The 21,807-nt window shown below is 62.0% G+C and carries 20 protein-coding genes; 14 read left to right on the forward strand and 6 right to left on the reverse strand.

Annotated elements, in window-relative coordinates; genetic code table 11:
- Positions 1–14: 14 nt before the first annotated feature.
- The 3 genes from H6F58_RS01015 to H6F58_RS01025 all read left to right on the forward strand — a co-directional run bounded on the left by H6F58_RS01015 (position 15) and on the right by H6F58_RS01025 (position 4,383).
- Positions 15–950, forward strand: a complete 936-nt coding sequence (locus tag H6F58_RS01015; protein WP_060702970.1) for a LysR family transcriptional regulator — start codon at positions 15–17, stop codon at positions 948–950.
- Positions 951–1,079: 129 nt separating this feature from the next.
- Entirely contained in the window at positions 1,080–2,294 is a 1,215-nt protein-coding gene (fdhA, locus tag H6F58_RS01020) for a formaldehyde dehydrogenase, glutathione-independent (RefSeq protein WP_146276823.1), read from the forward strand.
- 208 nt (positions 2,295–2,502) lie between these two features.
- Entirely contained in the window at positions 2,503–4,383 is a 1,881-nt protein-coding gene (locus H6F58_RS01025) for a BCCT family transporter (protein ID WP_195180876.1), read from the forward strand.
- Positions 4,384–4,417: 34 nt separating this feature from the next.
- Here H6F58_RS01025 and H6F58_RS01030 read toward each other — a convergent pair whose 3' ends face one another.
- Positions 4,418–5,080, reverse strand: a complete 663-nt coding sequence (locus H6F58_RS01030) for a GntR family transcriptional regulator (protein ID WP_146276819.1) — start codon at positions 5,078–5,080, stop codon at positions 4,418–4,420.
- A 415-nt stretch (positions 5,081–5,495) separates the two neighbouring features.
- Here H6F58_RS01030 and purU point away from each other — a divergent pair, with 415 nt between their 5' ends.
- The 4 genes from purU to H6F58_RS01050 all read left to right on the forward strand — a co-directional run bounded on the left by purU (position 5,496) and on the right by H6F58_RS01050 (position 10,449).
- Positions 5,496–6,368 (forward strand): formyltetrahydrofolate deformylase, encoded by an 873-nt coding sequence (purU, locus tag H6F58_RS01035; RefSeq protein ID WP_060702968.1) that lies wholly within the window; start codon positions 5,496–5,498, stop codon positions 6,366–6,368.
- 357 nt (positions 6,369–6,725) lie between these two features.
- A complete protein-coding gene (locus H6F58_RS01040; RefSeq protein WP_195180877.1) occupies positions 6,726–7,199 on the forward strand; it encodes a hypothetical protein in 474 nt (157 codons plus the stop codon).
- A 302-nt stretch (positions 7,200–7,501) separates the two neighbouring features.
- Positions 7,502–9,268 carry a glycerophosphodiester phosphodiesterase gene (locus H6F58_RS01045; protein ID WP_186467977.1) on the forward strand — a complete coding sequence of 589 codons (1,767 nt, stop codon included), beginning with the start codon at positions 7,502–7,504 and terminating at the stop codon, positions 9,266–9,268.
- Positions 9,269–9,423: 155 nt separating this feature from the next.
- On the forward strand, positions 9,424–10,449 hold the full coding sequence (locus tag H6F58_RS01050) for an Ldh family oxidoreductase (RefSeq protein ID WP_195180878.1): 1,026 nt from the start codon (positions 9,424–9,426) through the stop codon (positions 10,447–10,449).
- A gap of 531 nt (positions 10,450–10,980) precedes the next feature.
- Here H6F58_RS01050 and H6F58_RS01055 read toward each other — a convergent pair.
- Positions 10,981–11,241 carry a hypothetical protein gene (locus tag H6F58_RS01055; protein ID WP_186468133.1) on the reverse strand — a complete coding sequence of 87 codons (261 nt, stop codon included), beginning with the start codon at positions 11,239–11,241 and terminating at the stop codon, positions 10,981–10,983.
- On the opposite strand from H6F58_RS01055, the gene H6F58_RS01060 reads away from it, so the two are divergent.
- A complete protein-coding gene (locus tag H6F58_RS01060; RefSeq protein ID WP_195181107.1) occupies positions 11,219–12,565 on the forward strand; it encodes a hemolysin family protein in 1,347 nt (448 codons plus the stop codon). The two genes, H6F58_RS01055 and H6F58_RS01060, sit on opposite strands and share 23 nt — an antisense overlap.
- The gene (locus H6F58_RS01065; RefSeq protein WP_195180879.1) at positions 12,562–13,605 is read left to right on the forward strand and encodes a hemolysin family protein; all 1,044 of its coding nucleotides are present in this window, start codon (positions 12,562–12,564) and stop codon (positions 13,603–13,605) included. The genes H6F58_RS01060 and H6F58_RS01065 overlap by 4 nt, the downstream gene beginning before the upstream one ends.
- Before the next feature lie 73 nt (positions 13,606–13,678).
- On the opposite strand, the gene H6F58_RS01070 is transcribed toward H6F58_RS01065, so the two are convergent.
- The 3 genes from H6F58_RS01070 to H6F58_RS01080 all read right to left on the reverse strand — a co-directional run bounded on the left by H6F58_RS01070 (position 13,679) and on the right by H6F58_RS01080 (position 17,216).
- Positions 13,679–14,899 (reverse strand): MFS transporter, encoded by a 1,221-nt coding sequence (locus H6F58_RS01070; RefSeq protein WP_348536351.1) that lies wholly within the window; start codon positions 14,897–14,899, stop codon positions 13,679–13,681.
- Positions 14,900–15,150: 251 nt separating this feature from the next.
- Complete coding sequence (locus H6F58_RS01075) at positions 15,151–15,327, reverse strand: hypothetical protein (protein ID WP_195181127.1); 177 nt, start codon at positions 15,325–15,327, stop codon at positions 15,151–15,153.
- 368 nt (positions 15,328–15,695) lie between these two features.
- Positions 15,696–17,216 (reverse strand): SulP family inorganic anion transporter, encoded by a 1,521-nt coding sequence (locus H6F58_RS01080; protein WP_195180880.1) that lies wholly within the window; start codon positions 17,214–17,216, stop codon positions 15,696–15,698.
- Between the two features lie 186 nt (positions 17,217–17,402).
- On the opposite strand from H6F58_RS01080, the gene H6F58_RS01085 reads away from it, so the two are divergent.
- Together H6F58_RS01085 and H6F58_RS01090 are read left to right on the forward strand one after the other, a co-directional pair.
- On the forward strand, positions 17,403–17,792 hold the full coding sequence (locus H6F58_RS01085) for a MerR family transcriptional regulator (RefSeq protein WP_244652218.1): 390 nt from the start codon (positions 17,403–17,405) through the stop codon (positions 17,790–17,792).
- A gap of 64 nt (positions 17,793–17,856) precedes the next feature.
- A complete protein-coding gene (locus H6F58_RS01090) occupies positions 17,857–18,333 on the forward strand; it encodes a GNAT family N-acetyltransferase (RefSeq protein WP_195180881.1) in 477 nt (158 codons plus the stop codon).
- 15 nt (positions 18,334–18,348) lie between these two features.
- On the opposite strand, the gene H6F58_RS01095 is transcribed toward H6F58_RS01090, so the two are convergent.
- A complete protein-coding gene (locus tag H6F58_RS01095) occupies positions 18,349–18,636 on the reverse strand; it encodes a metalloregulator ArsR/SmtB family transcription factor (RefSeq protein ID WP_236995341.1) in 288 nt (95 codons plus the stop codon).
- Between the two features lie 193 nt (positions 18,637–18,829).
- Between H6F58_RS01095 and arsB the strand changes: the two genes are divergently transcribed.
- The 3 genes from arsB to H6F58_RS01110 are packed head-to-tail and all read left to right on the forward strand — an operon-like array spanning position 18,830 to position 21,792.
- On the forward strand, positions 18,830–19,918 hold the full coding sequence (gene arsB, locus H6F58_RS01100; protein WP_195180882.1) for an ACR3 family arsenite efflux transporter: 1,089 nt from the start codon (positions 18,830–18,832) through the stop codon (positions 19,916–19,918).
- Between the two features lie 14 nt (positions 19,919–19,932).
- Entirely contained in the window at positions 19,933–20,346 is a 414-nt protein-coding gene (locus H6F58_RS01105; protein WP_195180883.1) for an arsenate reductase ArsC, read from the forward strand.
- Positions 20,347–20,382: 36 nt separating this feature from the next.
- Positions 20,383–21,792, forward strand: coding sequence for an FAD-dependent oxidoreductase (locus H6F58_RS01110; protein WP_195180884.1), 1,410 nt, complete (start codon positions 20,383–20,385; stop codon positions 21,790–21,792).
- Positions 21,793–21,807 lie beyond the last annotated feature (15 nt).

Consider the following 21,807-nt stretch of genomic DNA (forward strand, 5'->3'; position numbering starts at 1 on the left):
TGCACAATTAGTGCATGATTGATCCACGCTTGAGCACCCTCCGGGTCTTCTCTTCCACCGGCAATGTGGCACGGACTGCGGAACTGACCGGATACTCGCCCTCGGCGGTCTCGGCGCAGCTGCGCGAGCTGCAGCGCGGCCTGGGGATCCAGCTGCTGATCAAGGACGGGCGGGGGGTGCGGCTGACCGCTGCCGGGCGGCACTTTGTGGCGGGCCTGGACTCGATTGTGACGCAGTGGGAGCTGCTGATGGCCTCCTCGCGCACCGCCTCGGGGCAGCTGCAGGCGAGCTTTGGCCTTGGCGGATTTTCCACCGCGGCTGCCGAGCTGCTCGCCCCGCTGGCAGCCAAGCTGCGCACCAGCCGGCCGGAGATGGAAGTGCGGCTGGTCGAGGCCCAGCCCCAGCGCTGCCTGGACCTGCTGCTCTCCGAGCGCATCGACCTGGCGGTGATCGTGGCCAGCCAGTCGCAGACCGGCACTCTAGTGCAGGCCCGGTTCGAGCAGACGGTCCTGCTTGATGACCCGCTGGATGTGGTGCTGCCTGCCGACCATCGGCTGGCAATGAACAAGTCGGTGTCCCTGGAGCAGCTGGCTGATGATCCGTGGATTACCGAAGCCGAGCACTCGGTGTACCGGGCGCTTTTTGTCGCCGCCTTCACCTCGCTGGGCGTCACCCCGCACATTGCCCATGAGGCAGTGGAGTGGGAAACCATGATTGCGTTCATCGGGGCCGGGCTGGGGGTCGGCTTGCTGCCGCGGCTGGCCACCTTGGGCAGCGTCGATAATGTGGTGCGCCGTCGCATTACCGGTGTGGCCAAGCCCTCGCGCCGCATTGTCGCGGTCACCCGCAAGGGATCCCTGGGTTCTCCGATGATCGAGGAATCCTTGAAAATTCTGCAGGACACGGCCAAGGAAATTATTTCCCAGCGGTCAGCCGAAGAACTGGACTGATTTGCCGGGCAGGAACCACGGCATCCGACGCTGATTGCTACGCAACGCTATTGACATGGATCACACACATGAGGAGACTTTCCTACATCCGATTAGTATCCAACTGATATTTCATGCGAAAGGTCTGGCATGGGCAACCTAGCAGTAAGTTATGCAGGAGCGGGCAAAGTCGAGCTGATCGACACCCCGTACCCGGAATTCGAATTGAAGGATGGCCCGGGAGTCCACCCGGCCAACATCGGGCGCCAAGTCCACCACGGCGTCATCCTCAAGACCATCGCCACCAACATTTGCGGCTCTGACCAGCACATGGTCCGCGGCCGCACCACCGCACCGGAAGGCCTGGTACTCGGCCACGAGATCACCGGCGAGGTTGTGGAAGTCGGCCGCGACGTCGAATTCCTCAAGGTCGGCGACGTGGTTTCGGTGCCCTTCAACATCTCCTGCGGACGCTGCCGGAACTGCAAGACCGGGCAGACCGGCATCTGCCTGAACGTGAACCCGGACCGCCCGGGCTCCGCCTACGGCTACGTGGACATGGGCGGCTGGGTCGGCGGCCAGGCCGAGTACGTGCTGGTCCCCTACGCGGACTGGAACGCGCTGAAGTTCCCGGACCGCGACCAGGCCATGGAGAAGATCCTGGACCTGACCATGCTCTCGGACATCTTCCCTACCGGCTTCCATGGCGCAGTGGGCGCCGGCGTCACCGTCGGCTCCACCGTCTACGTGGCAGGTGCCGGTCCGGTGGGCATCGCCGCCGCCACCTCGGCGCAGCTGCTGGGCGCCGCAGTAGTCATCGTCGGCGACCTGAACGAAGACCGCTTGGCCCAGGCTCGCGCCATGGGCTGCGAAACCGTCAACGTTGCGCTGGGCGATCCTGCCGATCAGATCGAGCAGATCCTCGGCGTTCCAGAGGTCGACTGCGCCATTGACGCAGTGGGCTTCGAAGCCCGCGGCCACGGCCACGGCGCAGCCACCGAACAGCCTGCCACCGTGCTGAACTCCATCATGGAGATCACCCGCGCCGGCGGCTCCCTGGGCATCCCGGGCCTGTACGTCACCGGAGACCCGGGCGCAGTCGACGAGGCCGCCAAGGTCGGTTCGCTGTCCATGCGCTTCGGCCTGGGCTGGGCCAAGTCCCACACCTTCGTGACCGGCCAATGCCCTGTAATGAAGTATCACCGCGGCCTGATGAATGCGATCTTGAACGACAAGGTCTCGATCGCCAAGAACGTGAACGCCACGGCGATCTCGCTGAAGGACGCTCCGAAGGGCTACGCCGAGTTCGACAGCGGCGTAGCAAAGAAGTTCGTGCTGGACCCGCACGGTCTGATCGGCGCCTGATACACGCACCCATCTGAACTCGTGGCAGCAACCGGGCTGGAGAGCTGGCGTGCCAGCCCGGTTGCCTGCCAGCGCCTGCCCGGCCCGGGCCGGCGCACCCCTCTACACCCTCAGCATCATGAAGCCACTCGTGATCTGGACACAGGCCGGCCGCCGCGGACCACACCCAACAGGCGCCCCGCCTCTTCCCCTCCCTGAAGGACATGCTATGAAGAGCACTGAGCAACCTGTCAAAGACCTCGTTAGCGAGCTGCATTCGGCGCGAAGACGAAGGCCCCGGCGCTATCTGAGCAGCGGCACCGACTACTGGGTATTCGGCATCGCAGGAATTCTCACCCTCGCGTTCATCGTGTGGGGCTTCGTCTCGCCCGCCGGCCTGGGCAGCGTCGCATCCACCGCCCTTGACTGGGTCATCACCAAAACCGGCTGGGTCTTTGTCATCGCGGCAACGGTCTTCACCATCTTTGTCCTGGTGGTCGCCGCAAGGAACTTCGGCCGCATCCCGCTGGGCAAGGACGATGAAAAGCCGCAGTTCAGCACGGTCTCATGGATCTCCATGATGTTCGCCACCGGCATGGGCATCGGCCTGGTGTTCTATGGGGTCGGCGAGCCGCTGTACTTCTACATGGTTCCGCCACCAGAAACCGTGGGTGGCCAGACGTCGGCCGCCGTGGGCACCGCCATGGGCACCACCCTGTTCCACTGGACCCTGTTCCCCTGGGCGATGTACGCCATCGTCGGCTTGGGCATGGCCTATGGCAGCTTCCGCCTGGGCCGCCCGCAATTGTTCTCCTCGATGTTCTCTTCCATCTTTGGCGAGCGCGCGGTCAATGGCTGGGGCGGGAAAACCATCAACATCCTGGCCATCTTGGCCACGCTCTTCGGCTCGGCCTGTTCGCTGGGCCTGGGCGCACTGCAGATTGGCGGCGGCATCCAGTCCGCAGGCATCATGAACTCCGTGGGCTCGGGAATCCTGGTCTTGATCATCGCCATCCTGACCGCGCTGTTTGTCGCGTCGGCCGTCTCCGGCATCGAGCGCGGGATCCAGTGGCTGTCGAACATCAACATGGTCCTGGCCGTTGCGCTGGCGCTGGTGGTCTTCATCGGCGGACCGACGCTGTTCATCTTGAACGTCATCCCGAATGCCGTAGGCTCGTTCATCGCCGATCTGCCGCAGATGGCATCGCGCACCGCTTCCTCGGGCGACGGGGATATGGCCAGCTGGCTGTCCTCGTGGACCATTTTCTACTGGGCATGGTGGGTTTCATGGACCCCATTTGTGGGCCTGTTCATCGCGCGCATTTCCCGCGGACGCACCATCCGCCAGTTTGTCACCGGCGTGCTGCTGGTTCCATCGGCGGTCACCCTGCTGTGGTTTGCGATCTTCGGTGGCGGTGCCATCGGCATCCAGGAGCGCGCAGAGCGCGGGGGAGACATGGCCCAGGCGCTGACCAGGATGGTGGACGGCGCACCGGATATCAACTTCGACTCGATCCTCTTCAGCCTGCTGGACAGCCTGAATCTTCCGGGATGGATTGCCACCGGCTTGATGGTTCTCACCGTCGTGCTGATCGCGATCTTCTTCGTCACCGGCGCGGACTCGGCTTCCATCGTGATGGGTGCCTTGAGCGAGCGCGGCGCCGAGGAGCCAACCAAGAAGTCGGTGATCTTCTGGGGCGTTTCGGTCGGTGCGGTGGCTGCCGTGATGCTGCTGGCCGGTGGAGATCATCCGGCGGCCGCACTGAACGGCCTGAAGAACATCACCATCGTTTCGGCTCTGCCCTTTGTGCTCGTGATGCTGCTGCTGTGCGTGGCGCTGTGGAAGGACTTGAGCCGCGACCCGCTGGTGCTGCGAGAAAAGGTGGCCCAGGAAGTCCTGGAGCAGGCCGTGGATGAAGGTATTGACCGCCATGCCGGCGAGCACTTCAGCCTGATGACTTCGGAACAGCCGATAGTCAAGGTTTCTGGCGACGAGCCGGTAATTCTGCCGGCTCCCGATGCGGCGCCAGTGGCGGCAGGAGAAGAGCTGGATGATGAACAGGGCGGGGAGCGGGATACCGATCTGGAACCGGAAGGTGCCGGCAGGTAATTGAAATACCCAGCGGCGCCCCTTGGCCTTTGGGCTAGGGGGCGCTGCGCAGCGCCTGCTCAAAGTGGGCGACATGCTCGGTGACCAGCTTTGCTGCCAAATCGGCGTCACCGTCCAGAATTGCCCGCAGCAGCGCCGAGTGCTCCTTGATGTGTTCGGCAATGGGCGGCATCTGGTCGATGACTAGGCACCAGATGCGCGTCACCAGGTTGTCCAGGCGCACGAGGGTTTCCTCAAGATGCTTATTGCCGGCGGCCTTGTAGATCAGCCGATGCATCTGGATATCCAGCAGCAGCAGGGAGCGCTGGTCGAGCGCGGGATCCAGCGAGTCGATGCGCGCCAGATAGCCGTTGAGCTGGGCGCGGATTTCTGGATCCCTGTTGGTGGCGGCGTTGCGTGCGGCTACGGGCTCCAGCACCTGGCGCATTTCGGAGATGTAGTTCAGCTCATGGAAATCCACGGCCGTGGCAAAGGTTCCGCGGCGTGGATAGGAAACCACCAGGTGGTCCGTCTCCAGGCGCTTGAGCGCTTCGCGCATCGGGGTGCGTCCGATGCCCAGTTCCTCGGCCAGTTGCGGTTCGTGGATCGGGTGGGTCGGAGCGATTTCAAGCAGCATCAAGCGATCGCGAAGTGCCGCGTAGGCGCGGTCCGCCATTGAGCCTTGTTCCGTAATGGTGCTTGAGAATTCCGTGGGCATTGAAAATTCGCTCTCTTCGCTGTTCAAATCTCATTTGCAATAGTCACAGAGTATCGCTTGCGCGGGGAATCTTTGATTTTTCCCCGCGAATTCGGCACATTTTGGACCAGAATTGCGCTGAAATGCGCACTGTTCAAAGAACTTGGAAATCTCCGAAGAAATCTTGTTGACGCTGTGCTGGCTCACACATAGTATTGTGATCAGCTATTGATATATCAGACTCTTGATCAGGATTTCCGGCTCATCAAAGCCAGGGATCACAAGGGTGGCCGGGGCGGCAACCAGCAACGGAGCAAAGCCTCGCTCAAGGACGGTTTGCAGTCCCAGGACCACAACACGCCACCATTATTTCTCAATCACCACCACGAGCCATGGCGAAGCTAGCGCTATCTCGGCGAATGCAAGGAGCGGCACGATGACCGAACCGAATAACAAATACGTCCTGACCTTCACCTGTGCCGAACGCGCGGGGATCGTGCATGCGGTCACCGGCCTGCTGCTGACTCATCATGGCAACATCCGCGAACTCAAGCAGCATGACGACCAGCGCTCCGGCACCTACTTCCTGCGTATTGAATTCGAGATTTCTTCCAGCGAAGGCAACGACCTGGACATCGCCGACCTCGAATCCAATCTCAAGGACTTGGCCGAAGAGCACGAGGCAAGCTGGGGCCTGCGCCCTGCGGGCCAGAAGAAGCGCGTGCTGATCATGGTCTCCAAGTTCGGCCACTGCCTGCACGACCTCCTGTTCCGTTCGCGCATCGGCGAACTGCCAGTGGAAATCGCCGCAGTGGTTTCCAACCACCCGGATCACCGCCAGCAGGTTGAGTGGAACGGCATCCCCTTCTTCCACGTACCAGTTACCGCTGCCACCAAGCCTGAAGCAGAAGACAAGCTGATGGAACTGGTGGACCGCTTCGACGTGGATCTGGTCGTGCTGGCCCGCTACATGCAGATCCTCTCTGATGACTTGACCCGCAAGCTCAGCGGACGAGCCATCAACATCCACCACTCATTCCTGCCATCGTTCAAGGGCGCGAAGCCTTACCACCAGGCCTTCGAACGCGGCGTGAAAACCGTCGGTGCCACCGCGCACTACGTGAACAGCGAACTGGATGAGGGTCCAATCATCACCCAGAAGGTGCAGGAAGTTGACCACAGCTACGAGCCTGAGCACCTGGTCGCCGCTGGCCGCGACACCGAGTGCAAGGCGCTGTCCGATGCAGTGCGCTGGCACTGCGAGGACCGCGTCTTCCTGGACGGTTCGCGCACGGTCGTGCTGCGCTAGATCAGCCAAAAACGCCGAAAGCCAATCACGGATTAATGTTTCAGTGATTGGCTTTCGACGTTAATCCGTATTCTGTTTTCCTTGCGGGCTCGAGGTCGAAACCACTAATAATCTGCCGGCTTCCGCCACATGGTGCAGAGGCACTGGCGGTGCGGCACTTTTCCGGGTCCGCCGAAGAGCGACATGGTGGATAACGGCTATCACCAGGCCTAGCCGCCTTGTTGAGCGCCGGGGAACTCCACCCGTGGTTGGAAGGAGCGCGGTCAAACCTCGTTCTTGGCCATGAGGACGCCCAGGTGCATGCACGTCTAGTCTTGAAAGTGGATCAAACCGAACAACATTTCTTGAAGGACTTTAATGAGCCGCTTTTCTTCTTCCGATCTCTCTCGTAGCGTTGCCCGGGTTTCGGCGAGTACCGCCATGTTGGCGCTAGCCGCGGGCCTGGCCGGATGCGGCGCCGTCGAATCCTGGGACAAAGCCACGGCTGACGCATGGTCCGTGACCTATGAAGTCACCGTTGCCGGAGGCTCGGGCGACAGCCTGCAGGACGTGTCCTACCTTGAAGCCGAAAAGCGTGGCGAAGACTCGACCGAAGTGACAGAAGATTCCGTGGCGACAACGGACGACGCAAAGAAAAAGGCAAGCAGTATCTGGTCGGTGGAGAGCATGGTGACAGCTCAAAAGGATGCCTCCATCGCGGCGACACCCGCTCAAGGTGGCACCGCGACCTGCCGAATTCTTCTTGACGGAGTCAAGGAAATCGCTGCGGAAACCGGTGCTCCGGGCGAGCGCGTGCAGTGCGAAGCCACCACTCCCGCCTTTAAGAAGTAGCTGAATCCCTACGCCTCTTGGCGCTTCGGCTGAGTGCTGGCTCCAAGCTGTTGTTCAGCGAACTCCAGCATTTTGGCGGGCTTTCTGAGATCTCCTGCACAGCCGGAACAGAGCTGCCGCGATAGAATGGCAGTTAGCCTTCTTGGGCAATACGCACGACGGAAATGGGACATGCAACTGTGAGCAGTGGAATGGATAGTGGTTCAACTGGCCCAGTCCATGCTGCTCGAATCCAGGCCCAACCCGGTCCAGGAGCTCCCAAGTTCACTGAAATCCCCTCCTTTCTCCATCGCATTTGGCGGTTGAGCCATGCACGGGTATTCCGCTATCTCCTGGTGATCAGCGTGATCCAGCTGGTGAACGGCCTGGGCGTCTTGCCTTCCATCAGGTACCTCTTTGGCCTGGCTTTGGAAGCCAGCCATTTGGAAAACGTCACCGATCGCACCTACACCGTGCTTTTGAGCCAGCCGATCTCGGTGCTGCTGCTTCTTGCCATAGCGGTGCTGGCCCTGGCCGCGGTCAGCTTGCAGTTCGTGGCACTGATCGTCATGGTCAACCGGCAGCAGTCCGGCCGCCCGCCCAATCTTGCCGAAATGTTCGCGGACACCGTGACCTGTCTTGGCAGGCTGCTGCGCTATCCATCGCCACTGCTGATGGTCTACTTCTTCCTGGCCTTGCCGCTAGGCGGCCTGGGGCTGTCCTCGGTGCTGATTCAGGGTGTGGGCATTCCTCCCTTCGTCACCCGTGAATATTTGAAGGTTCCGCTCAGCACGGCAATTTACGTGCTGCTGATCGGCTCAATCCTCTGGGTGAACCTCCGCCTGATTCTGGCCTTGCCCTTGATGGTGATCGGCGAGAAGAAATCGCTGGCTGCCCTGGGCGGAAGCCTGCGCGCAACGCATAAGAACTTCTTCAGGTACCTGGCCCTGGTTGGACTGCCCCTCGGGGTGGCGGCGCTGGTCGCCTCGTTCCTGGTGGAATTCCTGGTTTGGGTTTCCGACCATGCATCGAACCTTGCCAGCGGGCAAAGCTCGGTCCTGGTTTCGAGCTTGTGCATCGGGCTGGGCCACACGCTGGGATTCATGATTATCGGCGCCGCGACCGTGGTCGCACTCCAAATCCTGGTCGCGCTGACCCGTGACCGGCTGGGGCTCGCCTCGGTATTTGAAGTGCACAACAAGCAACGCCAAAGCATGCAGGCCCGTGCTGCACGGGCATCGGCGGGAACGGTCGCGTTCGGCCTGGCTGTAGCGATGGGCTTCTATGCGACACCGGCATTGGGCCAGACTGTATCCAGTGCCGAAGACACCCTGATCCTTGCGCACCGCGGCTATTCGGCCGGTGGCGTGGAAAACACCCTTGGCGCGCTGGATGCGGCGGCTGAACATCATGCGGATTACGTTGAAGCAGATTTCCAGCAGACCAAGGACGGCCACTTTGTCGCCAGCCATGACACCAACCTGTTAATGGTTTCCGGGGTCAACAGGAACATCTACGAGATGACCCTGGCGGAAGTCCGGAAGGTCAGGGTGCGCGAAGGCGGATTCTCCGACCATATTCCCACCATGCAGGAATACCTTGAGCATGCCGATGAGCTCGGGATTCCGGTGCTGGTGGAGCTCAAGGTGACCGGGCACGAATCCAAGGGATATCTGCGCAGTTTCCTCGAAGATGTCGATGCAACGGGGACCACGACGAAGAACATCTATCATTCGTTGAGCCCAGCGGCGGTCAAGGGGATCAAGCGCGCCCGTCCGGAGCTGCGCGTCGGGCTGACCGTGGCCATGAGCGTGGGCAAGCTGCCACGGGTGAACTGCGATTTCTACACGCTGGAGCAAGCCTCGTTCCGTCCCGAGCTCTTGGACCAAGCCCATGAGCAGGGCCAAGACGTGTACGTCTGGACCGTCAATGACGAGTCCACGATTCGTGAATTATTGAGCCTGCCGGTGGATGGAATTGTCACCGACAGCGTCGAAATGGCGATCAATGATCGCCAGATGGTGGCCACGAACCCCGCCTCGGATTACCGTGTGGGCTATGCGCTGGCGTACCTGGATCTCTTCCGCTAAGCCGTTGATGATCGCGCAAGCCTTGACGACGTGCACCTCGCGGAGCAGTGATCCCAGGGCATGAGTGCAGTACGGAATATTGTGTAGTTCGCGGTACGGGAAGTCCTGCGGGACAGCACGGACTGGATATTGGATGAAGAGCATAAGGAGCAAGCATGAGTGATGGCACCAGGCCAGAAGGCGAAACGGCCTTTGGATCGCACCAGCTGCGCGGCTTCATTGAACGCTGCATGCACGCAGTTGGCGCAAGCACCGGGGACAGCGCCTATATGGCCCGCCACCTGATCGCCTCGGAATTGGCCGGGCATCCCTCCCATGGGTTGCGCCGGCTGCCCGAATATGTGGACCGCTCGGTAGCCGGGATCACCAATGCGGCGGCCAAGAGCATGATTGAGAAGGATCGCGGGGCCCTGGTGGCCATGAACGGCCAGCGCACCCACGGGCATTTTGCCTTGCGCGATGCAACGCAGCTCGCGGTGGAACGGGCGAAGGAACACGGCATCAGCGCGGTCGCGGTGCGCAATAGCGATTTCGCCGGACGCTTCGCCCCGTTCTGCGAGGACGCTGCCGAGCAAGGCGTCATCACCCTGGTCTTCGGGAACAACAACGGCTCGCTGCAGTCGGTGCTCCCGCCCGGCGGAACCCAGCCCCGGTTGTCGACCAACCCCATAGCCGCCGGTGTGCCCCGGGCCAAGGCGCCTCATCTGGTGCTGGACTTCGCTACCAGCGAGGTGGCATCGGGCCGGCTGCATTTCGAAAAGGACAGCACCGGCAGTGCTCCGGAAACGTGGACAGGCCCCGGCGGGCACCTGAAGGCGTTCGGCGGATTCAAGGGCTTCGGGCTGGGCCTGCTGGTCGAGGCCCTGGGCAGTGCGCTCACCGGATCGGATACGGTATCAGGCCGGCAGAGCGAAGAAGCCCAAGGGACGCTGATCATCGCCTTGGATGTCGCCCAGCTGCGCGACCTGGATGACTACACGGCACAGGTCGAAGAATTCATTGCCCATGTCAAGAGCTCCGAGCTGGAGCCCGGGGCACGTGCGATCCGCGCGCCGGGGGAGAGCGCTCCGTCGCCCGAAGCGATGGCCGAAGACACGGAAATCCGGCTCAATGCCGTCACCACCGGGCACTTGCATCGCATTGCCCAGCAGCTGGGCATCGAGCCGCCGGCCAGCAGATAGCGGCGGCCGGCCCAAGGCTGCTAGCCGTAGTTCTGTGGGGCATTGTGAACACCAGAGAATGACGAAGGCCTGCGGCAGGAGGCGGGTTACCTCACGCATGATCGTGCTCAGGGTTATTCATATCCCGCTCGCGCATCACTAGGCGCCTATGTGAGAGGGCGCCTAGCATCCATGATCAACAATGGCCGCTGGCTCGGGGAACTGCAGCTAGCGGAGCATTGACCACAGTTCTTCGATGGCTAATTGGGCCAGGCGGGACGCCTCCTCCAACAGCGTCGCGAGTATATCGCTGAAACTGCTTTGACCAAGGTGATGAGTTCCAGCAGCTGTTCCATGAAGGTCCCTCTGTGGAGATTGGCGGACGGCGGCTTGCAGTGCAGGGAAATGGTTGGGGTGTCTCGATCAGGCTAAGGCCTACAGCCTCACGGCAGCCTGGCAACCCCTCTCTGACAGATTGATATGCCTTCACCCTGAGAGAATTTGGATGTTTGACGAGTAATTGCCTGATTCCCTGGCGGGTTCGTATCGGCTTCAAATCGGGTCTTCTTTGAAACTGCTGTGCAGACGTGGGGAATCCGGCAAACAGATGTACGGTTCAAGCAAAATGCCCTGCAGCATGCTGGATAATGGTGGGAACACATCAGGCCACAGGAAGATACTGCGGCCGGAAGGGAATGATGGACGCTTCAGGCGACAGTAGATCTCACAGTTCCAACCCTCTGCCCGGCAGGATTGCCGCACAGGCTTCGAAGGACAGGGGGTGCAAATAATGGAATGGATCTCGCTGCTCATGGCAATGCTCCTCATTCTCGGATGCGGTTTGTTCGTAGCCGCTGAATTTTCCCTGATCACGGTCAATCGAAACCGGGTGAAGCAAGCCGCCGAGTCCGGCGACCGCCGCGCTTCAGGTGTCCTGAAGGGCATGGAAACCTTGTCCACCCAGCTTTCGGGCGCGCAGCTGGGCATCACCCTGACCAACTTGGGCATCGGCTTCCTGGCCGAGCCCGCCATCGCCGCCCTTGTTGTAGGGCCGCTTCAGGACCTCGGCCTCAACGAGGCGCTGGCCCGGTCGACCTCCATTGCCCTCGCGCTGGTGCTGGCCACCGTCTTGACGATGGTGTTCGGCGAGCTGGTGCCCAAGAACCTGGCCATTGCCAAGCCTTTCGAGACTGCCAAGGCCGTGGTGGGATTCCAGCGCGGCTTCAGCACTGTGACCAAGCCATTCCTGACGTTCTTCAATGGCAACGCGAACTGGATTGTCCGCCGCTTCGGCATCGAGCCCCAAGAGGAACTGGCCTCCACTCGTTCTGCCGAGGAGCTTGTCGCGCTGGTGGGGCACTCGGCCCGCGAAGGCGTCCTGCCATCGGAAACCGCGGAGATGCTGCGCCGGACTGTGGCCTTCGGCCACCGCCGTGGCCATGACGTGATGACAGCCCGTTCCCGGATGGTCACCGTGGGCGCTGGGCAAACGGTGCACGAGGTGCTTCAGCTGGCGGCGCGGACCGGGCATTCCCGATTCCCGCTGGCCGGCGAGGGCGGGCACCGGGTACTGGGGCTCGTGCATATCCGCGCCCTGCTCGCTGTTCCCTATGGAGAACGCCAGCAGACGCCGGTGGGCGGCTTTGCCGAAGAAGCCCGGCTGGTCCCGGACACCATCGAGCTCGATGACCTAATGGACCAGCTGCGCAGCGACGGGCTGCAGATGGCCGTGCTGATTGACGAGACCGGCGATGTCGCCGGCATGCTGACCTTGGAGGATCTTGTGGAAGAAATCGTCGGGGAAGTTCGCGACGAGCATGACCCGGAGGACTCCACCGTGCAGGTGCTCTCGGAAGATACCTGGCGCCTGGACGCGGCCCTGCGTCCGGATGAGGCCAATGAGCTGCTGGGCTGCCGCATCCCGCACGACGCGGACTACGAGACCCTCGCAGGATTGCTGACCGTGCAGCTGGGCAAGTTCGGCGAGGTGGGCGATGTCGTCGACCTGGTTGTGCCCGGCCAGCCAGGCAGTGGGCCCAAGGAACTGCAGTTCACGATTCACGCCATGGACGAGCAGCGGATCGCCACCGTTGATGTGAGGGTGAGCGAGCAAGCAGAAGGAGAATCCAAGCGATGAGCGATCTTCTTGGAATTCTTGTCACGATCCTGTTGCTTGCAGCGAACTTCTACTTTGTCGGCGCCGAATTCGCGCTGATCTCGGCGCGCCGGAGCATTATTGAGCCCAAGGCCGTCGAAGGCAGCCGCAGCGCAAAGATGACCCTCTGGGCCATTGAAAATGTATCGCTGGTCATGGCCGGGGCGCAGCTGGGCATCACCGTGTGCTCGCTGGCCCTGGGTTATGTCACCAAGCCGCTGGTGAAGTATGCGATGTCCGGTCCCTTCGAGGCCATCGGCATCCCGGAAGGCATGATCGACGCGCTGTCCTACGCGATCGCGCTGATCGTGGTGACCTATCTGCATGTGGTGCTCGCGGAGATGGTGCCGAAGAACATGGCGCTGGCCGGCCCGGATCGGATGGCGCTAATCCTGGGACCGAGCATGGTAATCCTGGTGAAGATCCTGCGTCCAGTGCTGTGGCTGATGAACGCGATGGGCAACCTGGTGCTGCGCATCTTCAAGGTGGCACCGAAAAACGAAGTGGCCAGCACCTTCACCCGCGACGAGGTGACTTCCATGGTGGCCGAATCCCGCGAGGGAGGCATCCTGGATGAGCACGATGAACAGCTGCTGATAGGTGCGCTGCACTTTGATGCCCGTCGCATCGATTCGGTGGCCATCAGCTTCGAAAACGTCCATACGCTTCCTGTGGATTGCACCGTGGAGGATATCGAGACGGCGGCTGCCCACGGCTTCTCACGATTCCCGCTGGTCCAGCGCGACGGAACCGCCGTGGGGTATGTGCATGTCAAGGATGTCTTGGGGGCTGATGCGCAGGCACGCCTCAAGCCGTTGCCGGGTAGCTCGATCCGCAGCTTGCCCTCATTCAGCGGCACCCAAAGCGTGCGTGCCGCGCTGCAGGTAATGCAGCTCTCTGGCGCGCATTTGGCGCTGGTTCGCGATGCCGGTACCGATCAGGTGACCGGTATGGTGACCCTGGAGGACATGCTGGCCGAGCTCGTGGGGCAGATCAGGAACGAGTACCGCAGCACCTCATAACGCCGGATCATCGGGCAACGGACCAGGAAGGACGGAGCGACCATCATTCCTGGTTCGTTGTTCCGCGGCAAAGTCAGGGGGAAGTGGCGAATGGCGAATTCTTGCGCGACAGCCGGAGGGTGAGCAGCGAGCCGAGCGCAGCGAATAGTAGCGTCAACCGCCAAGTTGAATTCCAGCCGCCGGTCCATGAAACCATTGCAGCCAGCAGCATCGGTCCGGTGAAATTGCCGATGTTGAAAATCTGCTGGGCCAGGCCCATGGCCGCTGGCGCCGAGCCACCCGGCGGTGCGAGGTCCACAACGATCCTGGTCAACGTGGTGGGAATGGCGGCGCCGCCTAGTGAGAACATCCCGACGCCAAGCATCTGGACCCACAGCAAGCCAGCCGGATAATTGACGGCGAAGGTCAGTACCGAGGTTAGGGCCATCAGCCCGAAGCCCGTGAACAACAGCGTCCGCCCGTTGAGTCCTCGATGCAGCAGTGCGCCGCAGATTATCGCTCCAACTGCGTTCAGGCCGCCGACCACCGCAGAGGCAAGGCCTCCTGCCACCGCGGACAGCCCGAATTCTGCGTAGATCGTGGGCAAGAACCCCACCACGGCCATCCATTGCACGGTATAGCAGCCAAAAATGAGTCCGCTGACCCACACCTGTGGCGAACGAGCGGTCGCGGCGATGCGTGACGTTGCCATCCGCACGGCTGAAGACCCCGGAGGGCTGTCTGCGGGAACGAATTTCAAGATCAGCGGAATGGGAATCAGGCTGACGCAGGAAAGAATCGCCCACCATAAGTGCCAGGGAAGATGCTGCAGAGCTAACGCAGTTGAAAAGACGCCAATAAAAGTCGCCAGCCCCATATAGGCTGCCCACCAGCCCACTGCCATGTTCATCGTCTTCAACGGAGCATGCAGCCTGACCAGCCCCGGTCCCATGACGGTGACCATGATGACCCCGGCGCCCTCGATGATCCGTGTCGCCAACAATGCAAAAGCATTGGAGGAGAGTGCGCCCAAGGCGCTGCCGATGACCAAAAGCAGCAGGCCGACAAGGAACGTTCGACGCTGGGAGATCACTTCGGAGATCAAAGAGACGGCCAACCCGCCGACCATGCCGGCTACCTGGACCACACCAAGGAGGACGCCTGAGAAGAAGAGTGAGAAGCCGAGTTCATCGCGGATGATGCCCAAGGCGGGGGAGAGCTTCCAGATATGCAACCCAGCCACGACCCCAGAGGCCACGATGATGATCCAGGCGATGTTGGTCCGCTGCTGGGCCTGCCCTATTTCCAATTGCACCGCTGCCGTTGCCTCCCTGTACAGGACGCGCCAACTGCTGCCCGGCGCTATTATCCTCTTCGGATTGTGGCATGAGGGAAGAACAGATCCTATGAATATGTCATTGAATGGGAATGGGCGCGGCTAACCGGTCGCGCTGCCGTGAACCCTGGGCGAGTGCCAGGGGTGCCCTACCGGCCAAGGGTCATGGGCAGCAGGTGAATATCGTTGCTGTGGTTGGCGCGCGAGCCACTTCGCCTGGTCGCCTGGCTTTACCTGCCCGCTTCAAGCTCCGCGCGATTCAAATTGAAGATTCCCATTGCCTGGTCCAGGGTTGCGCGGTCGCCGCTATCAGTGGCAGAGCGCGGGAGCGCCAGTGCGGCATCACGAAAAGTGTCCCGGTCATGGCGCAGCTGAATGATTCCCTTAGCTGAGACGATTTCGGCCACGGCCTTTCCATGGTCCGACAGGGGAGTATTCCAGCCTTTTCGGCGGCGGTCACAAGCACAGAAATACCTGCTCGTGATGCCTCGGTGAAGCTCAAAGCAGCAATATGGACAGAATGTGGCCTTCTATCTAGTTCTGCATCTGGACGTCGACGGCCATCGAAATCCGGTCCCGATGGATTCGAAGGGCGACCTCCACCCTCGCCCATGGCGATGTGCGCTGAAATACCGCTGCTGCAGGCCCCGTATATGCGGAGTAACGAGGCTCCTGTCGAACTCTTCGGAGTGAAAGGGCGATCAACAGTTCGGGCGGCCATTCCGATGTGCCGTCTTGATTAGGATGACCGCCCGTCCTCATGAAATCCCCAGAGCTAGTGCCCGCCGAGCTTTCCTCCCAGGCGCTCGCGCATCTTCAAGCTGGCCTGGTTCAGCCCTTCGATCTGGACATTTTTGCCGTACTTCTCGTATTTGCCGGTGATCGAATCCAGGGCCGCGATGGTCGAGGCGTCCCAGAGGTGCGAGTTGTACATGTCGATGACGATATTTTGCGGGTCTTCGGCGTAGTTGAACTGCGAGTACAGGTCATTGGAGGAGGCGAAGAACAGTTCGCCGTTGACCGCGTACTTGGCGATCTTCTCTTCGAAGTGCTCCTCGATGCTGCGGGTGACTGTCACCAGATGGGCCACCCGGTTGGCGAAGAGCACCATGGCTGTGAGCACTCCGACCCCGACGCCGATACCGAGATTGTGGGTGGCGACGGTGAAGATCACGGTAATGAGCATGACGGTGGTTTCGCTCTTGGGCATCATGCGCAGCGTCGAGGGCCGGATGCTGTGCCAGTCGAAGGTGGCGATGGAAACGAAAATCATCACCGCGACCAGCGCGGCCATCGGGATCAACGCCACCACGTCGCCGAGCACGACGACCAGGATGAGCAGGAAGGTGCCGGCCAGGAAGGTGGAGATCCGGGTCCGCGCCCCGGAAGCCTTCACATTGATCATGGTTTGCCCGATCATCGCGCAGCCGCCCATGCCGCCGAAGAATCCGGTGATGATATTCGCCGCGCCCTGGCCCCAGGATTCCCGGGTCTTGTTCGAGTGGGTGTCGGTGACATCATCAACCAGCTTGGCGGTCATCAGGGATTCGAGCAGGCCCACGAAGGCCATGGCCAGCGCATAGGGGAAGAGCACCTGCAGGGTTTCGAAGGTCAGCGGCACATTCGGGATGAACAAGCTTGGCAGGGACTCGGGCAGCTGGCCCTTGTCGCCCACGGTGGGCACGGCCACGGAGGCGAGGACGGTGATCCCGGTGAGCACCACAATGGCCACCAGCGGGGCTGGGATTGCGGTGGTCAGCTTGGGCAAGCAGAAAACAATCAGCAATCCAAGGCCCACCAGCGGGTAGACCAGCCATGGGACGCCGAGCAGCTCGGGGACCTGGGCCAGGAAGATCAGGATGGCCAGCGCGTTGACGAAACCGACCATCACCTGCCGCGGGATGAAGCGCATCAGCTTGGCCACGCCCAGCAGGGCCAGGATCACCTGGAAGATCCCGGCCATGATGACCGCGGCGATGAAGTAGTCGGTGCCGTGGCTGGCGACCAGGGGCGCGATGACCAGCGCGATGGCTCCGGTAGCGGCCGAGATCATGGCGGGGCGGCCGCCGAAGAAGGAGATGGACACCGCCATGGTGAAGGAGGCGAACAGCCCGATGCGCGGATCCACGCCGGCAATGATGGAAAAGGCAATGGCCTCCGGAATCAGGGCCAGGGCCACCACCAGCCCGCCGAGCACCTCGGTCTTGAGCAGGCGCGGGGATTTCAGCGTGCGCAGCACGGATTGGCGTTCAAGCGGAGCCAGGGCTGACGGCTCCGAACTGGTGATTGGGCTCATTGAAGAGCTCCCTTCGATGCAGGGCGGGCGGGTAAAGGCGGAGGAACGCTGTGGTTGCGTAGAATTCTTGGGGTGCGCGTCATTGCGCCGCGGATGATTCGAAAAGCGCCAGGCTGGCATGAATCATCCCGCTTAACTCTAACCTAACGTAAGGGTAGGGTTTAAATTCAGGACTTGGAGGACGGCATGGACGAATCGGCAACGGGGCACGCAGGCGGCTCGATGCATATTGGGGACATGGTTGAGGCCACCGGGCTTTCGCACCGGACCATCCGCCACTACGACGAGGTGGGGCTGCTGCCGGCCAGCACCCGCAGCGAAGGCGGTTTCCGCATCTACCGCGATTCGGACCTGCAGCGCATGCTGGTGATCCGCTCGATGAAGCCCCTGGGATTCAGCCTCGAGGAGATGGGTGAATTGCTTGACGCGGTGGACGCGCTTGCCGGAAACCCGCAGGACACCGCGGCGCGGGCCAAGCTCGATGACTATATCCAGCGAGCCAGCGCCAAGCGGGACAAGCTGGAACTGAACCTGCAGCGTGCGGATTCATTCATCGCTGATTTGCGCACCAAGTAGGATCGGTCAGCGGGAAGGGAGGGCTGTGGGGGAGTTGAAGGGTGTAGAAATCCAGATAACCGGCATGGCTGAAAGCCATTGGCAGGATGTCTCGCGCATTTACGGACAGGGGATCGCGACCGGGCTGGCTACCTTTGAATCCCAGGTCCCGACCCGGGAGTCATTCTTTGGCGGGAAAATCCCCGCGCTGTCACTGGTTGCGGTGGATCTGGAGGGGCATGTGCTCGGCTGGGCTGCGGCCGCGCCAGTTTCAGCACGCCCTGCCTACCGCGGGGTCATCGAGCATTCAATCTATGTGGATCCGAACTCTGCTGGCCAGGGCATAGGGCGGGCGCTGATGGAAGAGCTCATTGGCAAGGCTGCTGCGCAGGGCTATTGGATGCTGCAATCGGCGATTATCGCGCAAAATGAGGCCAGCCGGAATCTGCACGTCAAGCTCGGCTTCAGGGAAGTGGGTTTCCGGGAACGGATAGCCCAAGTCGCGGCCGGGCCGCTGGCAGGGCAGTGGATGGATACCTGTCTCTACGAGCTGCGCCTCTGAACCTGCAAGGCAAACCTAGTTTTTGGGCAGCAATGTGGAGCCCAGTGATTCCAGTGCTCCTGGCACGACAGAAAAATATGCCCATACGCCGCGCTTTTCGCGGTGCAGGATTCCCGCATCCACCAGGATTTTCAGGTGGTGGGAGACGGTGGGCTGCTTGAGTCCCAGGGGCTCGGGCAGGTCGCAGACGCAGGTTTCAGCGTCTTGGTTCGAGGAGACGATCGAGAGGATGCGCAGGCGATTGGGGTCGCTCAAGGCCTTGAAGCGAGCGGCCAGGAGTTCGGCTTCCTCCAGCTGCAGCATGCCCTCGCCCTGCGCCGGAACGCAGCATGGCGCGTCGATGCTTTCGGCCTGCTCTGGCGGTTCGTTTAAGGTATGCGTGCTCATGTCTCGCGCTCTCTGGGGTGCTCCGTTAAGAGATTGACAAACGTCGATATATGTAATCATACTCGAGACATCGATGTTCGTCGATGTCTATCTTTGGAGTGATGAATCAGTGACAGCCGCGCCTGTGCCCGATACTGCCCCTGTAGCCCAGAAGCTGTCTTTCCTGGACCGCTATCTGGCCCTGTGGATCCTGCTGGCCATGGCCGCTGGCCTGGGCCTGGGACGGATTTTCCCGCAGCTGGGCGAGCTGCTGGACCGCTTTACCGTCGCCGGTGTTTCGGTGCCCATCGCCATTGGACTGCTGGTGATGATGTACCCCGTCTTGGCCAAGGTCCGCTACAACGAAACCGGTCGCGTGCTGGCCGACAAGAAGCTGATGATCACTTCCTTGGTGATCAACTGGATCCTGGCCCCGGCCTTCATGTTCGTGCTGGCCTGGATCTTCCTGGCAGACCTTCCCGAATACCGCACCGGGCTGATCATTGTGGGCCTGGCCCGCTGCATCGCCATGGTGTTCATCTGGAATGACCTGGCCTGCGGGGACCGCGAGGCGGCCGCCGTGCTGGTGGCCATCAACTCGGTCTTCCAAGTCATCGCCTTCGGTGCGCTGGGCTGGTTCTACCTGCAGGTCCTGCCATCCTGGCTGGGCCTGGAAACCACCAGCGCGCAATTCTCCGTCGCCGCCATTACCGCCTCGGTGCTGGTCTTCCTGGGCATCCCGCTGCTGGCCGGCTTCCTGACCCGCACCCTCGGGGAAAAGGCCAAGGGCCGGGAGTGGTATGAAGGAAAGTTCCTGCCCAAGATCGGCCCGTGGGCACTGTACGGGCTGCTGTTCACCATCGTGCTGCTCTTCGCCCTGCAGGGGGATAACATCATCTCCAAGCCGCTGGATGTGCTGCGCATGGCCATCCCGCTGCTGACCTACTTCGTCGTGGTCTTCGGCGCCGGCATGCTCATCGGCCGCGGCCTGAAGCTGGGCTACCCGCGCACCACCACGCTGGCCTTCACCGCCGCCGGCAACAACTTCGAGCTGGCCATCGCCGTGGCCATCGCAACCTTCGGCGCCACCAGCGGCCAGGCTCTGGCCGGGGTGGTGGGCCCGCTGATCGAGGTGCCGATCCTCGTGGCCCTGGTTTATGTGGCCCTGTGGTCGCGCAAATTCTTCCCGTCCTCCCCGGCCCTATCCACTTCAGCCTAAGGAACTACTCGACCATGACTGCCACGCAAAAACCTTCCGTCCTTTTCGTCTGCATCCACAACGCCGGCCGCTCGCAAATGGCCGCAGCCTACCTCTCGCACCTTTCCGAGGGGCGGATCGAAGTTCGTTCGGCAGGGTCCGCGCCAGCGGATTCGGTCAACCCCGCCGCCGTGCAGGCGATGGCCGAGGAAGGCATCGACATGTCGTCGGAAACCCCGAAGATCCTGACCACCGAAGCGGTGAAGGAATCCGACGTCGTGATCACCATGGGCTGCGGAGATACCTGCCCGATCTTCCCCGGCAAGCGCTACGAAGACTGGAAGCTGGATGACCCGGCCGGCCAGGGTGTTGACGCAGTGCGCCCGATCCGCGATGAGATCCGCAACCGGATCGAAACCCTGATCAGCGAACTGCTGCCAGCCAACTAACCATCGACATGTTGTTTCCTAGCTGAGGAGTGTTCCATGAACCCGACCTATCCTGTGATCGTCATTGGCGCCGGGCCCATTGGCCTGGCCACCGCGGCCCACCTGCGCGAACGCGGGCAGGAAGTGCTGGTTCTGGAAGCAGGAGCGCAGGCCGGCGCGGCCATGGAACAGTGGGCGCACATCAAGCTCTTCTCTCCTTGGCGTTTCAATATCGATGCCGCCGCCCAGCGCCTATTGGAATCACCCAGCGGGGACTATGCGGGGGACTGGGAAGCACCGCGGCCCACCAAGCTGCCCACCGGCGGCGAGCTGGTGCGCGAGTACCTGCAGCCCTTGGCGGCGCATCCGGAATTGGCCCCGCGCATTCGCTATGGCCACCGCGTGCTGAAGGTCAGCCGCCTGCTGGAAGACGGCCGCGGCGCCGACAAGGCACGCACCGCCGGCCGCGACGAGGCAGCGTTCCTGGTGCGCGCGGAAACCGCTGGCGGCCAGGTGGATGTGGTCGGCCGGGCCGTGGTGGATGCCAGCGGCACCTGGAACCAGCCCAGCCCAGTAGGCCGGGCCGGCATTGAAGCCATCGGCGAAGCCGAAGCCCGCGAACGCGGTTTCATCCTGGGCGGCCTGCCTGATCCGCTGGGTGCCGACGAGCCGGAATTGGCGGGCAAGTCGCTGCTGGTGCTCGGTGCCGGGCACTCAGCGGCCAACACCATCATTGCCCTGGGACGCTTGCAGAAGAAATACCCGGACACCTCCATCCTGTGGGGATTGCGCGGGGCGGCCAACCCGATACGCCTCTACGGCGGAGGCGCGGCAGATCAGCTGCCTGCACGAGGCCAGCTGGGCACCAGCCTGCGCCGCCTGGTGGAGAACGGCAACGTGCAGCTGCTGGAAAATGTGGGTGTGGCAGCAATGAAGTCCGGTGAGCAACTGGCAGCGTCCTTGGCCGATGGCCGGGAGCTGGTAGTTGACCGGATCATTGCGGCCACCGGTTTCCGCCCGGAGCTGTCAATGCTTTCGGAACTGCGCCTGGATCTGGATGAAAGCGTCGAGGCCCCGCGCCAGCTGGGTCCGTTGATCGATCCGGAATTCCATAGCTGCGGCACGGTCAGCGCCCACGGCGAGAAGCTGTTGTCCCATCCGGAGAAGAACTTCTACATTGTTGGCATGAAGAGCTATGGCCGGGCGCCTACCTTCTTGATGGCTACCGGTTATGAGCAGGTGCGTTCGATCGCCGCTGCTCTTTCCGGGGATGCCCAAGCTGCGGAGCGCGTGGAACTGGAGCTGCCGGAAACGGGCGTCTGCTCCACGGATCTCGGCGGTTCCTGTGATGTTCCAGCACAGGATGAATCTTCGTGCTGCAGCGGGCCGCAGCCGGTGGCGTTCGGGCTACCGACCGGAACGCTGCACGGCAATGCGCAGCTGGTTGGCGAATCTCCGAAGTGCTAGGCATCCTGCCCCGCG

It is taken from the genome of Glutamicibacter sp. FBE19 (genome assembly GCF_015524875.1).
Classification (GTDB): Bacteria; Actinomycetota; Actinomycetes; order Actinomycetales; family Micrococcaceae; genus Glutamicibacter; species Glutamicibacter halophytocola.

What these genes read in the sequence shown, in the direction of transcription:
- H6F58_RS01015 (WP_060702970.1), top strand. Translation starts at nt 15, where the DNA reads ATGATTGATCCACGCTTGAGCACCCTCCGGGTCTTCTCTTCCACCGGC.
- fdhA (WP_146276823.1), top strand. Translation starts at nt 1,080, where the DNA reads ATGGGCAACCTAGCAGTAAGTTATGCAGGAGCGGGCAAAGTCGAGCTG.
- H6F58_RS01025 (WP_195180876.1), top strand. Translation starts at nt 2,503, where the DNA reads ATGAAGAGCACTGAGCAACCTGTCAAAGACCTCGTTAGCGAGCTGCAT.
- H6F58_RS01030 (WP_146276819.1), bottom strand. Translation starts at nt 5,080, where the DNA reads ATGCCCACGGAATTCTCAAGCACCATTACGGAACAAGGCTCAATGGCG.
- purU (WP_060702968.1), top strand. Translation starts at nt 5,496, where the DNA reads ATGACCGAACCGAATAACAAATACGTCCTGACCTTCACCTGTGCCGAA.
- H6F58_RS01040 (WP_195180877.1), top strand. Translation starts at nt 6,726, where the DNA reads ATGAGCCGCTTTTCTTCTTCCGATCTCTCTCGTAGCGTTGCCCGGGTT.
- H6F58_RS01050 (WP_195180878.1), top strand. Translation starts at nt 9,424, where the DNA reads ATGAGTGATGGCACCAGGCCAGAAGGCGAAACGGCCTTTGGATCGCAC.
- H6F58_RS01060 (WP_195181107.1), top strand. Translation starts at nt 11,219, where the DNA reads ATGGAATGGATCTCGCTGCTCATGGCAATGCTCCTCATTCTCGGATGC.
- H6F58_RS01055 (WP_186468133.1), bottom strand. Translation starts at nt 11,241, where the DNA reads ATGAGCAGCGAGATCCATTCCATTATTTGCACCCCCTGTCCTTCGAAG.
- H6F58_RS01065 (WP_195180879.1), top strand. Translation starts at nt 12,562, where the DNA reads ATGAGCGATCTTCTTGGAATTCTTGTCACGATCCTGTTGCTTGCAGCG.
- H6F58_RS01080 (WP_195180880.1), bottom strand. Translation starts at nt 17,216, where the DNA reads ATGAGCCCAATCACCAGTTCGGAGCCGTCAGCCCTGGCTCCGCTTGAA.
- H6F58_RS01085 (WP_244652218.1), top strand. Translation starts at nt 17,403, where the DNA reads ATGGACGAATCGGCAACGGGGCACGCAGGCGGCTCGATGCATATTGGG.
- H6F58_RS01090 (WP_195180881.1), top strand. Translation starts at nt 17,857, where the DNA reads ATGGCTGAAAGCCATTGGCAGGATGTCTCGCGCATTTACGGACAGGGG.
- H6F58_RS01095 (WP_236995341.1), bottom strand. Translation starts at nt 18,636, where the DNA reads ATGCTGCAGCTGGAGGAAGCCGAACTCCTGGCCGCTCGCTTCAAGGCC.
- H6F58_RS01105 (WP_195180883.1), top strand. Translation starts at nt 19,933, where the DNA reads ATGACTGCCACGCAAAAACCTTCCGTCCTTTTCGTCTGCATCCACAAC.
- H6F58_RS01110 (WP_195180884.1), top strand. Translation starts at nt 20,383, where the DNA reads ATGAACCCGACCTATCCTGTGATCGTCATTGGCGCCGGGCCCATTGGC.